Source organism: Microlunatus parietis (assembly GCF_013407955.1).
GTDB classification, from domain to species: Bacteria; Actinomycetota; Actinomycetes; order Propionibacteriales; family Propionibacteriaceae; genus Microlunatus; species Microlunatus parietis.
In genome coordinates, this window is record NZ_JACCBU010000001.1 from 1,720,068 (window position 1) to 1,733,320 (window position 13,253).

At 70.2% G+C, this 13,253-nt stretch carries 14 protein-coding genes; 8 read left to right on the forward strand and 6 right to left on the reverse strand.

What is annotated here, in order from left to right; genetic code table 11:
- Positions 1 to 6 precede the first annotated feature (6 nt).
- The 4 genes from xseA to BKA15_RS08215 all read left to right on the forward strand — a co-directional run bounded on the left by xseA (position 7) and on the right by BKA15_RS08215 (position 2,797).
- Positions 7 to 1,236 (forward strand): exodeoxyribonuclease VII large subunit, encoded by a 1,230-nt coding sequence (gene xseA, locus BKA15_RS08200; RefSeq protein ID WP_179749706.1) that lies wholly within the window; start codon positions 7 to 9, stop codon positions 1,234 to 1,236.
- On the forward strand, positions 1,233 to 1,460 hold the full coding sequence (locus tag BKA15_RS08205) for an exodeoxyribonuclease VII small subunit (RefSeq protein WP_179749708.1): 228 nt from the start codon (positions 1,233 to 1,235) through the stop codon (positions 1,458 to 1,460). The genes xseA and BKA15_RS08205 overlap by 4 nt, the downstream gene beginning before the upstream one ends.
- A gap of 3 nt (positions 1,461 to 1,463) precedes the next feature.
- Positions 1,464 to 2,261 carry a MerR family transcriptional regulator gene (locus BKA15_RS08210; protein WP_179749710.1) on the forward strand — a complete coding sequence of 266 codons (798 nt, stop codon included), beginning with the start codon at positions 1,464 to 1,466 and terminating at the stop codon, positions 2,259 to 2,261.
- A 65-nt stretch (positions 2,262 to 2,326) separates the two neighbouring features.
- Entirely contained in the window at positions 2,327 to 2,797 is a 471-nt protein-coding gene (locus tag BKA15_RS08215) for a GyrI-like domain-containing protein (RefSeq protein WP_179749712.1), read from the forward strand.
- Between the two features lie 147 nt (positions 2,798 to 2,944).
- On the opposite strand, the gene BKA15_RS08220 is transcribed toward BKA15_RS08215, so the two are convergent.
- Complete coding sequence (locus tag BKA15_RS08220; RefSeq protein WP_179749714.1) at positions 2,945 to 3,283, reverse strand: winged helix-turn-helix transcriptional regulator; 339 nt, start codon at positions 3,281 to 3,283, stop codon at positions 2,945 to 2,947.
- Positions 3,284 to 3,429: 146 nt separating this feature from the next.
- Here BKA15_RS08220 and BKA15_RS08225 point away from each other — a divergent pair, with 146 nt between their 5' ends.
- On the forward strand, positions 3,430 to 4,308 hold the full coding sequence (locus tag BKA15_RS08225; protein ID WP_179749716.1) for an NAD(P)-dependent oxidoreductase: 879 nt from the start codon (positions 3,430 to 3,432) through the stop codon (positions 4,306 to 4,308).
- Between the two features lies 1 nt (position 4,309).
- On the opposite strand, the gene BKA15_RS08230 is transcribed toward BKA15_RS08225, so the two are convergent.
- Complete coding sequence (locus tag BKA15_RS08230; RefSeq protein WP_179749718.1) at positions 4,310 to 5,224, reverse strand: LysR family transcriptional regulator; 915 nt, start codon at positions 5,222 to 5,224, stop codon at positions 4,310 to 4,312.
- A 95-nt stretch (positions 5,225 to 5,319) separates the two neighbouring features.
- Between BKA15_RS08230 and BKA15_RS08235 the strand changes: the two genes are divergently transcribed.
- A complete protein-coding gene (locus tag BKA15_RS08235; RefSeq protein ID WP_179749720.1) occupies positions 5,320 to 6,231 on the forward strand; it encodes a DMT family transporter in 912 nt (303 codons plus the stop codon).
- On the opposite strand, the gene BKA15_RS08240 is transcribed toward BKA15_RS08235, so the two are convergent.
- Entirely contained in the window at positions 6,232 to 7,086 is an 855-nt protein-coding gene (locus BKA15_RS08240) for a hypothetical protein (protein ID WP_179749722.1), read from the reverse strand.
- Positions 7,087 to 7,328: 242 nt separating this feature from the next.
- Between BKA15_RS08240 and BKA15_RS08245 the strand changes: the two genes are divergently transcribed.
- Together BKA15_RS08245 and BKA15_RS08250 are read left to right on the forward strand one after the other, a co-directional pair.
- Entirely contained in the window at positions 7,329 to 8,195 is an 867-nt protein-coding gene (locus BKA15_RS08245) for a metallophosphoesterase (protein WP_179749724.1), read from the forward strand.
- Entirely contained in the window at positions 8,192 to 9,472 is a 1,281-nt protein-coding gene (locus BKA15_RS08250; RefSeq protein ID WP_179749726.1) for a sulfatase family protein, read from the forward strand. The genes BKA15_RS08245 and BKA15_RS08250 overlap by 4 nt, the downstream gene beginning before the upstream one ends.
- A gap of 80 nt (positions 9,473 to 9,552) precedes the next feature.
- Here BKA15_RS08250 and BKA15_RS08255 read toward each other — a convergent pair whose 3' ends face one another.
- Genes BKA15_RS08255 through BKA15_RS08265 form a run of 3 tightly spaced genes read right to left on the reverse strand, consistent with a single transcriptional unit; the run spans position 9,553 to position 13,237 of the window.
- Positions 9,553 to 10,575: a substrate-binding domain-containing protein gene (locus BKA15_RS08255; RefSeq protein ID WP_246322295.1), complete on the reverse strand. Its 1,023-nt coding sequence runs from the start codon at positions 10,573 to 10,575 to the stop codon at positions 9,553 to 9,555.
- A gap of 29 nt (positions 10,576 to 10,604) precedes the next feature.
- Positions 10,605 to 11,654 (reverse strand): ABC transporter permease, encoded by a 1,050-nt coding sequence (locus BKA15_RS08260; RefSeq protein WP_179749728.1) that lies wholly within the window; start codon positions 11,652 to 11,654, stop codon positions 10,605 to 10,607.
- Positions 11,651 to 13,237: a sugar ABC transporter ATP-binding protein gene (locus BKA15_RS08265; protein ID WP_179749730.1), complete on the reverse strand. Its 1,587-nt coding sequence runs from the start codon at positions 13,235 to 13,237 to the stop codon at positions 11,651 to 11,653. Before BKA15_RS08265 ends, BKA15_RS08260 begins: the two co-directional genes overlap by 4 nt.
- Positions 13,238 to 13,253: the final 16 nt, after the last annotated feature.

Below are 13,253 nucleotides of genomic sequence, written 5' to 3' on the forward strand. Positions count from 1 at the left end.
GCGTCCATGCCGATGCAATCCTCGCCCGAGCAGCCGTTGCCGCTGTCCCGGGTGACCAGCGCGGTCCGCGGCTGGATCGACCGGCTCGGCGCGGTCTGGGTCGAGGCCCAACTGATCGAGATCAACCGGCGCTCGGGCAGCCGGACGATCTTCCTCACCCTGCGGGACCGGCTGGCGAACGTCTCGGTCAGCGTCACCGCGTCGCCGACCACGATCGACTCGGCCGGGCCGTTGTCGGAAGGCGCGGCGATCGTGGCCCGGATCAAGCCGTCCTACTACGAGACGGCCGGCCGGCTCAGCTACTACTGCGACGCGATCACGCCGATCGGCGAGGGCAAGCTGCTGGCCCAGCTGGAGCAGCGGAAACGGATGCTGCAGGCGGAGGGCCTGTTCGCCCGCGAGCGGAAGTTGCCGCTGCCGTTCCTGCCCCGGCAGGTCGGCCTGGTCACCGGCGCCGGCAGCGCTGCCGAACGGGACGTGATCGAGAACGCCCGGGTCCGCTGGCCGGCCGTCATGATCAAGACCGAGCACGCCCTGATGCAGGGACCACAGTCGGTCGAGCAGGTGATCGACGCGCTGCGCCGGCTGGACGCCGACCCGGCGGTGGAAGTGATCATCATCGCCCGCGGCGGCGGCTCGCTGGAGGACCTGCTGCCGTTCTCGGACGAGGCGTTGATCAGAGCCGTGTTCGCCTGCACAACCCCGGTGGTCAGCGCGATCGGGCACGAGACGGACAACCCGATCCTCGATCTGGTCGCTGATCACCGGGCGTCGACGCCGACCGGCGCGGCGAAGCGGGTGGTGCCCGACGTCACCGAGGAGCATGATCGACTTCGGCAGGCCCAGACCAGGCTCAGGCAGTCGGTGGTCGCGCTGATCCGGCGGCACCGCGAGTTCCTTGATCAACTTCGGTCCCGGCCGGTGCTGGCCGACCCCACGGCGAGCTTCGCGGTCCGCCGGGAACAGCTACAATCGCTGACCGACCGCGGGAACCGTGCGATCGTCACCTCGGTCCGGCACGAGAAGGCGGCGGTCGAACATCTGCTGGCCAGGGTCCGGGCACTGTCCCCCAAAGCGACGTTGGAACGCGGGTATTCGATCTTGGTCGACGGCACCGGTCACGCCGTCACGTCGGTGGCGGAGATCGACGTCGACGACGACCTGCTGGCCTATGTCGCGGACGGGCAGCTGACCGTGGCCGTACGAGACGTTGAGCAGGGAGGGATCGGCGGATGACCGAACCGGAACTCAGTTACGAGAAGGCCCGCGAGGAGCTGATCGCGGTGGTGCAGCGGCTCGAATCCGGCGGGGCGCCGCTGGAGGAGTCGCTGCAGCTGTGGGAGCGCGGCGAGCAGCTGGCCAAGATCTGCCAGCAGTGGCTGGACGGCGCCGAGGCCAGGGTGGCTGCGGCGAAGTCCAAGACCGGTCCGGGGGCCGACGGCTCGGACGAACGCTCCTGACCGATGTTCAGCATCGGAGCGTTCGCGTCGATGGGCCGGGTGTCGGTCCGGATGCTGCGGCATTACGACAAGGTCGGTCTGCTCCGGCCGGCCCGGGTGGACGAGTTCTCCGGCTATCGCTACTACGAGGCTGATCAGCTGCGCCGGCTCAACCGGCTGCTCGCCTGCAAGGACCTCGGCTTCACCCTCGACGAGGTGAAGTCGATCTTGGACGAGGACGACGCCGACCTGGCCGGGCTGCTCCGGCGCCGCGAGGCCGAGCTGGTGCAGCAGATCACCGCGGACCAAGATCGACTGACCCGGGTCCGGGCCCGGCTCGCCTTGATCAGAGCCGAGGGCGCGTCGCCGTCGGAGGCAGTGACGATCGAGCCGTTGCGGCCGGCCCGGGTCGCGTTGCTGCGCGGGGTCGCGGCGAGTTCCGATCATGAGGATGTCGGGCCGGTGATCCGGCTCCTGTTCGGCGAGTTGATCAAGGCCATGGGTACGGACTCGCCGGCCGGGCCCGCCATCGCCACCTACCGGCCGCTGGACGGCGGAGCCCTCGAGGTGCAGGCCTGCTTCCCGATCGGGCCGGAGGCCCCGTCCGGCGTGGAGATCGCCGAGCTGCCCGGCCATCCGACCGCGGCGACCTACCTGCATCGGGGCACGATGGCCGACATCGGCCTGGCGTACCAGGTGCTCGCCGCCTGGGTCGAGGACGCCGGCCACGGCACCGACGGCACGGCCCGGGAGGTCTACCTGACCAGCTTCCCGGAGCCCGAGGAGAACTGGCGGACCGCCGTCCAGCTGCCGGTGACTTGACCCTGACACGGTGTCAGCCCGAATCGTGACGGCGACAGCAGTCTCCCGAACGAGAGTGAGCAACCATGACCAAGTCCGCCATCACCACCACGTCCGTCGCCCCGCTCCGGGTCGCCCGGGTCACCGGCCGGGCCCGCAGCACCAGTCACGAGGAGATCGGCCCGCTGACCCGGCAGCTGTTCGACCGGCTGATGGAGCCGATCATGCGCCAGCAGGTCGCGATGGCAGGGCCGCCCGTGGCCACCTACGAACTGACCACCGACGGCGGTCTCACCGTCACGGCCTGCTGCCCCGTCGGCGCCGACACCGCGGACGTCGACGGTCTCGAGCTCGGCGAACTGCCGGGTCTGGAACGCGTCGCGGCCCTGCGTCACAGCGGTTCGATGGCCGGCGTCGGAGCGACGTACGAAGCCCTGCAGCGCTGGGTCGCCGAGCAGGGCCTGACCACCGACGGGACGGCCCGCGAGGTCTATCTGGTCAGTCATCCCGAGCCCGAGGAGCGCTGGCAGACCGAGGTCCAGCTGCCGATCAGCTGACCGGACCGTCCGGCCCCGGCTTGATCGGACGGTGGCACACCCTCCTGCTGCCCCGGTCGAGCCCGGGCCGGTCCGGGACACCAGGTTCGCGGACCCGGCTCAGCTTCGAAGCCCGCGACGCGACGTCGTGTGCGGTTCCGTACGACCTCAGCTTGCCGAAGCCAGCGATTCCAGACGTTCGAGATGCTCCTCGCCCCACTCGCCCAGCGGCGTGAGCGCCGTCATGAGGGATCGGCCGAAGTCCGTCAGCGAGTACTCGACCTTGGGCGGGACCTGGTGATAGACCTCCCGATGCACCAGCCCGCTGGCCTCCAGCTCACGCAGCTGCAAGATCAACATTCGCTCGCTGATGCCCTCGACCTTGCGCCGCAGGGCACTGAACCGCAGCGTCTCCTCACCCAGCCAGAAGAGGATCAGTCCTTTCCACTTGCCGCCCATGACGTCGATCGCGGCATCGAACCCACAGGTGTACTTCCGCTGCTTCATCGAACCTCCCGCGAACAAGAATGTCGGTACCTGACAAAATTGTAGGTACTTGTCTGAAGTTTCGTGCCTGCCCATGATGGAGACCCGGGCCGCGCGAGCGCCGCGCGAGTCGCCCCGTTACCGATCCGTCAGCCAGGAGCTGCCCCATGGATGATCAGTCCCGCACGCCCGTTTCCGTCCTCGGCCTCGGCTCGATGGGCCGCGCTCTGGCCGCCGCCTTCCTCGCCGCCGGCCACCCGACGACCGTCTGGAACCGGACGGCCGCCAAGGCCGAAACCCTGGTGGACCAGGGTGCCCGGCACGCGGGATCGATCAAGGACGCGGTGGCGGCGAGCCCGTTGATCATCGCCTGCCTGACGACGTACGACGCCACCCTCGAGGCGTTGGAGCCGGCCGCGACGGCACTCGACGGGCGGGCTCTGGTCCCACTGAACAGCGGATCGCCCGCGGGCGCCCGACGGTTGGCGGCATGGGCCACCGAGCACGGCGCCCGTTACCTCGACGGTGCGATCAAGAACGTTCCGGCGGCGGTCGGGGCGGCCGACACCCTGCTCTACTACGGCGGCGACCGCAGCGTCTTCGACGACTACGAGCCCGCACTGCGGGTGCTGGGCGGCGACACCGTCTATCTGGGCTCCGACCCGGATCTCGCCGCGCTCTACGAGATGGCGGTCGGCGGCACGCTGCTGCCCGCACTCGTCGGCTTCCTCCAGGGTGCCGCCGCCTTGCAGGCGCGCGGACTCGAGGCGGCGTCGATGGTGCGCTTCAGCATCAAGTGGTTCGAGATGATCAACTCCGTCCTGCCGACCTTCGCCGCGGAGATCGACAACCACCGCTACGACAACCCGGCGTCATCGGTGAATCTGTTCCTGGCCGGCGCCGCCGACGACGTGGAACTGGGCCGTGAGGCGAACCTCGACATCACCTGGCACAAGCCGTTCCATGATCTGTTGGAGCGCGCCGTCGCGGCCGGGCACGGCGAACACAGCATCTCCGCGCTGATCGAAGTGATCAAGCCCACCTGAATCAAGCCGTGACCGGCACCCGGTCCCGTTCCTGGGCGGCACAGTCCCGGAGCAGTTCGATCGCGCGGCGCATCGGCGGCGTCCCAGCGGCGGCGTCCTTGATCAACACCTGGATCTGCCGGACCGGCGTCGGCTCGACCAGCGGCACGGCGACCAGGCCGGCCGGCAGATCACGGCAGGCCAGCCGGGGCAGTACGGTGATCCCGAGTCCCTGCCGGACGAAGGCGAGGGCGGTCGCGAAGTCGTGCGTCTCGACCGCGAACCGCGGGCTGTAGCCGGCGGCGGCGCACGCCTCGATCGGGATCTGCCGGCACGGTGCGAACGGCAGATCGTTGTCCACCCACGGCTCCTCGGCGAGCTCGACGATCGGCACCGCTTCGGCGGCCGCGAGCCGGTGCCCGGCATCCACGACCACCAGGTACGGGTCGTCCAGCAGCCGCTGCGCCGTGTAGCCGGCCGGCGACGCCGGGTGGACCGCCTCGACCGAGATGTCCAGGTCCGGGCTGACCACCAGGCCCGCGTCGCGCAGTTCGGCGTGCCGCAGGTCAACCGCGAGGTCCGCGAACTCGCGCAGCAGCGTTGCCGTCACCACCGGCACCCAGGTCGCGCCGGCCGACGCGAAGTAGCGCATCGTCAGCCGACCGGAGCGCCCGGACCGCAGGTCGTCCACCACGCCGTCGATCCGGTTGATCGCGCCGAGCACCTCGCCGGCCTCGGCCGCCAGCCGGCGGCCCGCGTCGGTCGGCTGGATGCCACGGCCGTTCCGTTCGACCAGGGCCAGGCCGGTCTCCCTGGTCAGCGCGGTCAGATGTTGGCTCACCGCCGACGGCGAGTAGCCGAGCAGCCGGGCGGCTCGGTGGACCGAGCCGGTCGCGACGACGGAGCGGAGGATCCGGAGCCGGTGCACATCGATCATGGTCGTCACCGTACGGCCTAATCTTCAGTGATTGCGAACAGTTCGTCAGAAATAGTCACTTGTCCTCAACGGTTGCTTCCGGCGAGGCTTGCCCCGTGACCCTCCCGACCGTTGCCACGGACGTGCCCGATCCGACCCGTACCGACGGCCGGCTCGCCCCGGTCGCCGCACTCGGAGCCGTGGTGCTCTGGGCGTCGGCGTTCGTGGTGATCAGGACCACCGGGCAGCACCTCTCCCCCGGCGCGATGACGCTCGGCCGGCTGGTCGCGGCGACGCTCGTGATCACGCCGTTCGTGCTCCGGCCCGGGATCCGCGCCCGGCTTCCGCGCGGTCGGGACTGGTGGCTGGTCGCGGCGTACGGCGTGCTCTGGTTCGCCACCTACACCACCAGCGTCAACGCGGCCGAGCTGCACCTGGACGCCGGCACCACCGCGCTGCTGGTCAATCTCGCGCCGGTGATCATCACCGGCTACGCGACGCTGAGGATGGGTGAACGGCTCTCGCTGCCGCTGGTGCTCGGCCTGGTCGTCGCCTTCGCCGGCACCGCCCTGATCGCGGCCGGCCAGCAGGGCCACACCCGGAGTCTGCTCGGCGTCGGGCTGGCCCTGCTCGCCGCCGTCCTGTACGCGGTCGGCACGCTGACCCAGAAGGCGGCGCTGCGCCGGACCGACCCGCTGACCGTGACCTGGCTGGGCTGCGTGATCGGAACCGTCGCCTGCCTCCCGTTCGCGCCGATGTTGATCACCGAGCTGGCCACCGCGCCGGTGTCGGCGATCCTCGCCGTCGGCTATCTCGGCGTCTTCCCGACCGCGCTCGGGTTCACCCTCTGGGCGTACGCCCTGACCCGGACCCCGGCCAGCCAGCTGAGCGTCAGCAGCTACCTGGTGCCCGCCGTCGCCGTCCTGCTCGCCTGGCTCCTCCTCGGCGAACTCCCCAACCCGCTCGCCCTCGTCGGCGGCGCGCTCTGCCTCGCCGGCCTCGGCCTCAGCCGGCTCCGCCGACCATGATCACGACGCGCGGTTCGCGGGCGCGGTCAGCCGGGTGAGCTGATCGTGCCGACCACCAGCCGCGCCGGGGATGATCAACAACCACCGCGGGATCCGCCGGCCGGCGAGGCCTGGCACCCAGAACGGCCAGATTCGTCCCCAACGATGGACCAACGCCAGCGGCAACAGGATCCCGGCGAGCAGGAACCCGATCTCGAAGATGATCATGCTCGGCCCACCGGTCCACGGGCTGGCGTCGAGGCCGACCGTCAGTTGCGCGGCGAGCCTGGCCAGGCAGCCGGCGACCGCGAGATAGCCGGCCCCGAACACCCAGCCGGGCGACGAGGTACCAGGCTCGGCAACGAATCCGGCGGCGCGGTTGCGGAGCCAGAACCGGCGAGTGTGGATCATGATCAACACCGCCGCCCCGGCGCACCCGACCCGGCTCGCGGCGCCGACCGGGAAGAACGTGACGCCCAGCCCCGGCAGCAGGCCGCCGACCAGGTCGAGCATGATCATCGCGGCGGCGAGCATCAGCGCCGCCGCCGACACCAGGCCGCCGAGCGTCAGGGCCACCGTGCCAGGCGTGGTGCGGGCCGGCCGTCCGGCAGCGCGGGGGCCGGTCGCCACGGCCTGTGCCGCGACGATCACTGCGGCACCCAGCAGCACGGCGATCCCCGGCCAACCGGTCAACAGCACCAAGTCTGGCCCGATCGCCGAGAGGTCGCTCGGCGTACCGAACACCGTCCACGCGATCCGGAGACCCGCGTACCCCAGCAGCCAGCCGACGGTGAGCACGGTGAGCACGATCGGGGTTGGTGGTCCGGACCGTGGCGCTGATCGATGGGCCTTGACCGAGACCTGACTCGACGACATACCTCAAGCCTGGCCGCCGTCCGGGCATCCCGGCTCCCCCGTGCGGGGGGACAGTTCGGCCCAGCGGGGGATCGGCCGCGGGAGCCCACGGGCCGAGTGGCCTCGGCGTGACCTTGTCGCGAAACCTCCTGCCGTCGACCGCTGGAGGCCGATACAACGTTGAACGCTCCGAGTTGAAGAGATTTCGCGACAGCCAGGTGGTCCCCGAGGACACGCACGGGGTCGACACTAAGCTGAGGCCCGTGGACGGCGACGGAAACGACGAGGCGCCCGTGCTGTCCTTCGGTGTCGTGGCGGACTGTCAGTACGCGGCGGCGGGGCGCAGCGCCTCGCACCCGGTCCGGCACTATCCGCTCAGCCTGGCCAAGCTGGCGGAGGCGGTGGCGACGTTCAACGCCGATGATCTTGCGTTCGTGATCAGCCTCGGCGACCTGATCGACAGTTCCGCCGATGATCTTGAGCCGGTGCTGGACGTGCTGGCGGATTGCCGGGCCCCGGTCCGGCACTGTCTCGGCAACCACGACCTGTACGGGTTCGGCGGTGACGCGGAGGCGGCCGTCGCCGCGTTCGGGATGCCCGGCGCCTACTACGGCTGGAGCGAGCGCGGGCACCGGTTCCTGGTGCTGGACACCAACCGGCTCGGCGTGATCGACCTGCCGCCTGGTTCGCCCGCCTGGCACCGCGGCACTGCGGAGCTGGAGCGTCGGCTGGCCGCCGGAGAGCCGCAGGCCCAGCCCTGGAACGGCGGGGTGGACCCGGACCAACTGTCCTGGCTCGGTGATCAACTCGGCGCCGCGACCGCCGCCGGGGAGCCGGTCGTGATCTTCGCGCATCAGCCCGTCACACCGATCTACAGCCTCGCCGTGCTCAACGCGGCCGAGCTCGGGGCCGTCCTGACCCAGCCCGGCAGTCCGCTGCTGGCGTACCTCTGCGGCCATGATCATTCCGGCGGACTGGGCTGGCTCGGATCCAGGCCGGCCGTGGCGTTGGCCGGGATGGTGGACACCGAGCGGAACGCGTACGCCGTCGTCCGCCTGTACGAAGATCGACTGACCATCACCGGGTACGGACGCGAGGCGACCCGGACCTTTGGAGGAGTAAGCCGTTGACCGCACCGAACATCGTTCTGATCCACTGGCACGACCTGGGCACCCGGCTGGGCTGCTACGGCCACACCGACGTCGAGAGTCCGCGGCTGGACGCGCTGGCGGAGGCCGGTCTGCGGTTCGACGCGGCCTTCTGCGCCACGCCGCTGTGCACGCCGGCCCGGGCTTCCCTGTTCACCGGGCTCTACCCGCCGCGGCACGGTCATCACGGCCTGGCTCACCGCGGATCCCGTTACCGGGAAGGGATCCGCACGCTGCCGATGCTGCTCGGTGATCTCGGCTACCGGACCGCGCTGGCCGGGATGCAACACGAAGCGGTCGACCCGAACTCGATCGGCTTCGACGAGGTGCTGCAGACCCCGAGCCGCGGGCAGTTCTGCGGGCCGGTGGCCGACCTCGCCGAGGACTGGCTGGCCCGCCAGCCCGCCGACAGCCCGTACTTCCTCACCGTCGGCTTCACCGAGGTGCACCGCGACTACGAGGTGCTCGGCCCGGATCAACGCGACGAGGACCCGCCCAGCCAGGACGAGCTGGACCGGGTGATCGTTCCCGGCTTCCTGCCCGACAACGAGCACACCCGGACCGACTTGGCCTGGATGTCCCGGTCGATCGCCCGCGCCGACGCCGCCACCGGACGGGTCGTGGACGCGGTCCGGGCCCGGCCGGACGCTGACAACACCGTGATCATTTTCACCACCGACCACGGGATGCCGTTCCCCCGGGCCAAGTCCACGCTGTACGACTCCGGGATCAGGATCGCGTTGATCATGGCGCCGCCGCCGGCCTGGCAGGTCGGACCGACCGTCGTGGACCAGCTGATCAGTCACGTCGACCTGACGCCGACGCTGGTCGACCTGGCCGGCGGTTCCTGCGATGTCGACGGCATCAGCCACGCCGGCCTGCTCCGCGGCGAATCCGTCGAACGCCGGTCGCAGATCCTGTCGATGAAGGATCTGCACGAGATCTACGATCCGATGCGGACCCTCCGCACCGAGCGGCACAAATACATCCGCAACCTGCACCCGGGCCCGCGGCTGATCCTGCCGACCGACCTGGACGAGAGCCCGACCCGGGCCGGGATGAGCACCGACTACCGGCAGCTGCGTGATCATGAGGAGCTGTACGACCTCCAAACGGATCCGGACGAACTCCACTCGATCGCCGCCGACCCAGCCGCGGCCGAACTCCTGGCCACCCTGCGTGATCAACTCGACCAGGAGCTGACCCGGCTCGGCGACGCCGCCGTCGACGCCTGGAGCATCGTCGAGCAGCCGGAGTAGACCACAACGCTCCCTGAGCCTGTCGAAGGGCAAGCCACATCCGGCCCGGCCCTTCGACAAGCTCAGGGAACCGTGGAGGGTCAGCCCTTGCCGCCGAGCTTGCCGTACATCTCGGTGGCGTTCTCCTTGGTGATCTGCTCGGTGCCGAGGGTGGTCGACTTCGGGACGTCCTTCTTGCAGTCGATCAGGATCTGCTTGGCCAGGTCGATCGCCTCCCGGCCGCCGGTGGCGTAGACGAAGGTGGCCTGCAGCCGGCCCTGTTCGACGGCCTTGATGCCGCCGGACGGGATCGGCAGCGCGTCGATCCCGGTGAACTTGATCTTGTCCGCGAGCTTCGCTTGGTCGGCGGCCAGGTAGGCACCTTCGGCCATCGGGTCGTTGTGCGCGTAGACGGCGTCGATGTCCGGGTTCGCCTTGAGCAGGGCATCCATCACCGACTGGCCCTTCTCCCGCAGCCATTCGCCGGACTGCGTGGCGACGATCTCGATCTTGGGATTGCCCTCGATCCCCTCCCGGAACCCCTGCGCCCGTTCCGCGGCCGGCGTGGAACCGGCCAGGCCGCTGATCTCGACCACCTTGCCGCCGTCCGGCAGCAGCGTCTCGGCGTAGTACTCGCCGGCCGCCTTGCCGATCGCCACGTTGTCGCCGCCGATGAACGCGGTGTACGCGTCGCCCTCCACCTTCCGGTCCAGCACGATCACCGGAATCCCCGCGTCGTAGGCCTTCTTGACCACGGCGGTGAGCGGCTTCGCCTCGTTCGGCGAGATGATCAGCAGGTCGATCTGCTGGGTGATGAAGTTCTCCACCTGGGACACCTGCTTGCTGTTGTCCTGGGCGGCATCGGCGACGGTCACCTTGAACCCGGGTACGGCGGCCGCGGCGGTGGTGATGTCGGAGTTCATCACCTCCCGGTACGGCTCGGCGTTGTTGGCCTGGGACATGCCGATCGCATACTCCTGGTCCGGCCCGCAGTTGCCCTCCTGCTGGGGCCCGGAGCCCGGGTCCGCGGTCACGGTGCAGGCCGAGAACAGCGCCAGCGCCCCGGACGCGAGGCCGACGGCCAGCATGGTGCGAATCCTGCGGATGTCGAGTGAGTTGATCATGCCGGGATACCTCCTGAATTCGGTGTTGGTCAGCTGACCGATGGGCGGAACCGCTGTAACGCCGCGGCGGCGATGATCACGAGCCCCTTGATCAACAGCTGGATGTTGGCGTCGATGTTGTTCAGGCCGAGGATGTTGTTGAGGATGCCGAGCAGCAGCGCCCCGGCCAGGGTTCCGATCATGGTGCCGGAGCCGCCGGCCAGGTTGGTGCCGCCGATGACGACGGCGGCGATGGCGTCGAGTTCGTACCCGAAACCGTCGTTCGGGCTGCCCTGGTTGAGTTGGCCGGCGTGGATGATGCCGGCCACGGCCGCGGTGAAGCCGCAGATCGCGAAGACGATGATCTTGACCCGCCGGACCGGTACGCCGGCCAATCGGGCCGCCTTCTCGTTGCCGCCGATCGCGTACACGTGCCGGGCGAACGCCGTGTAGCGCAGCACCAGGATCGCGATCACACCGAGCCCGGCGAAGATCACCGCCGGCACCGGCAGGATGCCGTTCAGCGAGCCGGACAGCACCGAGAACGCCGGCGGCGCCTCCAGCGGCCCGTCCCCGTACGCGATCGGAATGCCCACGCCACCGGACCAGATCCGGGCCAATCCGCGGGCGACTTGTAAACCGGCCAGGGTGACGATGAATGCCTGGATTCCCAGCCGGGCCACCGCAAGTCCTTGCAGGACGCCGATCGCGGTCCCGATCAGCAGGACGATCACCACCGTCTCGGCGATCCCGAGGCCGTTGTTGACCAGCAGCGCCGCCGTACCGACCGCGGACAGCCCGAGGATCGCGCCCACCGACAGGTCGATCCCGCCGATCAAGATCACGAACGTCATCCCGATCGCGATGATCCCGATCTCCGACATCGCCCGGACGATGTTGCCGAGGTTGCCCGGGCTGAGGAAGACCAGGTCGCCGTTGCGCCGCGGCGAGGCGATGATCGCGACGATGAACACGGCCACCAGGCCGAACAGGCTCTGGAACTGGAACACCCGGTCCAGCACCGCCGCTCCGCGGGACCGGACCACGTCGTTGCCGGGGAACCCGCGCAGTTCGCCCGGACCGGTCGCTGGGCTGATCATCGAGTCGCCTCCCGAGAGTTGTCGTCGCCCATCGCGAGCGCCAGGATCTGATCATGGTCAGCGTCGCCCGGCAGCTCGGCCGCGATCCGACCCCGGCGCAGCACCAGGATCCGGTCGCAGACCCCGGTCAGTTCGGGCAGCTCGGAGGAGGCCAGCAGCACCGCCGTGCCGACCGCGGCGAGCCGGTGCAGCAGCCGGTAGATCTCGGCCTTGGCGCCGATGTCGACACCGCGGGTCGGCTCGTCCAGCAGCAACACCCGCGGACCGGTCAGCAACTGCCGGCCGAAGACCACCTTCTGCTGATTGCCGCCGGACAGCGTGCCGACCGGAACCCGCGGGCTGGCGGCCCGGATCGCCAGGTCGCTGACCTGCCCCCGTACGGCAGCGCGCTCCCGGCCGCCGAGCACCACGCCGAACCGGGTCACCGAAGCCAATGCGGCCAAGATCAGATTGTGCTGGACGGAATGATCAAGCACCAGGCCCGACCCGCGCCGGTCCTCGGGCACGAAGGCGATCCGCTGCCGGAGCGCTCGGGCCGGCCGGCTCGGCCGATAGCGTCGCCCGGCCACCGTGATCATGCCCTCGACGCGGCCGCCGGCGGCAGCGCCGTACAAGGTCTCCAGCAGCTCGGTCCGGCCGGCGCCCATCAGCCCGGCCAGGCCCACGATCTCGCCGGGCCGGACGTCGAGGTCGATCCCGTTCGGGTCGGTCCGTCCCGGCACCGGCCAGCGTCGCCGATAGCGCAGCCCGCGGACACTGAGCACCGGCTCCGCCGCAGCTGTCGAGGCCGGTTGGCTCTCGTCGCCGAACAGCTGGTCCGGCTTGCTGCCGACCATCAAGGTGATGATCGTCTCGCGGCTGCCGGCCGGGTCGGGAACCGAGCCGGCCACGGCCCCGTTCCGCAGCACCGTGGCCCGGTCGGCGATCTCCTCGATCTCCTCCATCCGATGGGAGATGTAGACGATCCCAACGCCGTCCCGGCGCAGGTTGTCGATCACCCGGAACAGCTGCCGTACCTCGGCGTCGGCGAGCGACGCGGTCGGTTCGTCCATGATCAACACGGCTGCGTCGAGCAGCAGCGCCCGGGCGATCTCGACCAGCTGCCGCTCGCCGACCCGGAGCGAACGCACCGTGCGCCGGACGTCGATGCTGATCCCGAGCCGGCCCAGCTGCTCGGTGGCGGCGGCCCGCATCGAGCGCAGGTCGATCGTCCGCAGCGGGGTCCGGAGCTCACGGCCGAGGAACATGTTCTCGGCCACGGTGAGGTCGCCGACCAGGTCCAGCTCCTGGTGGATGATCGCGATCCCGGCCGCCTGCGCGTCGGCCGGGCCGCCGAACCGGGCCGGCCGGCCGCGCACCAGCAGGCTGCCGTCGAAGTCGGTGATCACGCCGGACAGGATGTTCATGCAGGTCGACTTGCCGGCCCCGTTCTCGCCGAGCAGGGCGTGCACCTCACCGGGCCGCACCTCGAGGTCGATGTCGCGACAGGCCAGCACGCCGCCGAACCGCTTGCTGATCCCCCGCAGTTCCACCAGCGGCGCAGCGGGCTGCTCACCGGGCGCCGATTCGCTTCCGTGCGTCAATGCTCACCCCTGTGTG

Coding starts and splice junctions, on each gene's coding strand:
- xseA (WP_179749706.1), top strand. CDS start 7: ATGCCGATGCAATCCTCGCCCGAGCAGCCGTTGCCGCTGTCCCGGGTG.
- BKA15_RS08205 (WP_179749708.1), top strand. CDS start 1,233: ATGACCGAACCGGAACTCAGTTACGAGAAGGCCCGCGAGGAGCTGATC.
- BKA15_RS08210 (WP_179749710.1), top strand. CDS start 1,464: ATGTTCAGCATCGGAGCGTTCGCGTCGATGGGCCGGGTGTCGGTCCGG.
- BKA15_RS08215 (WP_179749712.1), top strand. CDS start 2,327: ATGACCAAGTCCGCCATCACCACCACGTCCGTCGCCCCGCTCCGGGTC.
- BKA15_RS08220 (WP_179749714.1), bottom strand. CDS start 3,283: ATGAAGCAGCGGAAGTACACCTGTGGGTTCGATGCCGCGATCGACGTC.
- BKA15_RS08225 (WP_179749716.1), top strand. CDS start 3,430: ATGGATGATCAGTCCCGCACGCCCGTTTCCGTCCTCGGCCTCGGCTCG.
- BKA15_RS08230 (WP_179749718.1), bottom strand. CDS start 5,224: ATGATCGATGTGCACCGGCTCCGGATCCTCCGCTCCGTCGTCGCGACC.
- BKA15_RS08240 (WP_179749722.1), bottom strand. CDS start 7,086: ATGTCGTCGAGTCAGGTCTCGGTCAAGGCCCATCGATCAGCGCCACGG.
- BKA15_RS08255 (WP_246322295.1), bottom strand. CDS start 10,575: ATGATCAACTCACTCGACATCCGCAGGATTCGCACCATGCTGGCCGTC.
- BKA15_RS08260 (WP_179749728.1), bottom strand. CDS start 11,654: ATGATCAGCCCAGCGACCGGTCCGGGCGAACTGCGCGGGTTCCCCGGC.